Annotated in this window: 1 protein-coding gene; it reads left to right on the forward strand. The window is 70.2% G+C overall.

The features are described 5' to 3' along the window. Positions 1-115: 115 nt before the first annotated feature. A partial coding sequence (locus SB717_RS35590) for a ParA family protein (RefSeq protein WP_410907654.1) occupies positions 116-275 on the forward strand: 160 nt, incomplete at its 3' end.

Below are 275 nucleotides of genomic sequence, written 5' to 3' on the forward strand. Positions count from 1 at the left end.
GGCCAGACCCCAAACCCATTACGACACCCCGATCGCTGCGGCGGCAGAGCGTGCGAGCAGGGTGCTGACCCCGGGAGGGTCGGGTTCACTCCCCCGCCCCCCGCGCACCCGGATCATGACGATCGCCAATCAGAAGGGCGGCGTCGGCAAGACCACCACGGCGGTCAACCTTGCGGCCGCGCTGGCCGTGCACCAACTGCGGGTTCTGGTGATCGACCTCGACCCCCAGGGCAACGCGAGCACAGCGCTGGGTATCGACCACCGCTCCGGGGTGC

The organism is Priestia sp. SIMBA_032 (assembly GCF_046535215.1).
Lineage (GTDB): Bacteria > Bacillota > Bacilli > Bacillales > Bacillaceae_H > Priestia > Priestia aryabhattai.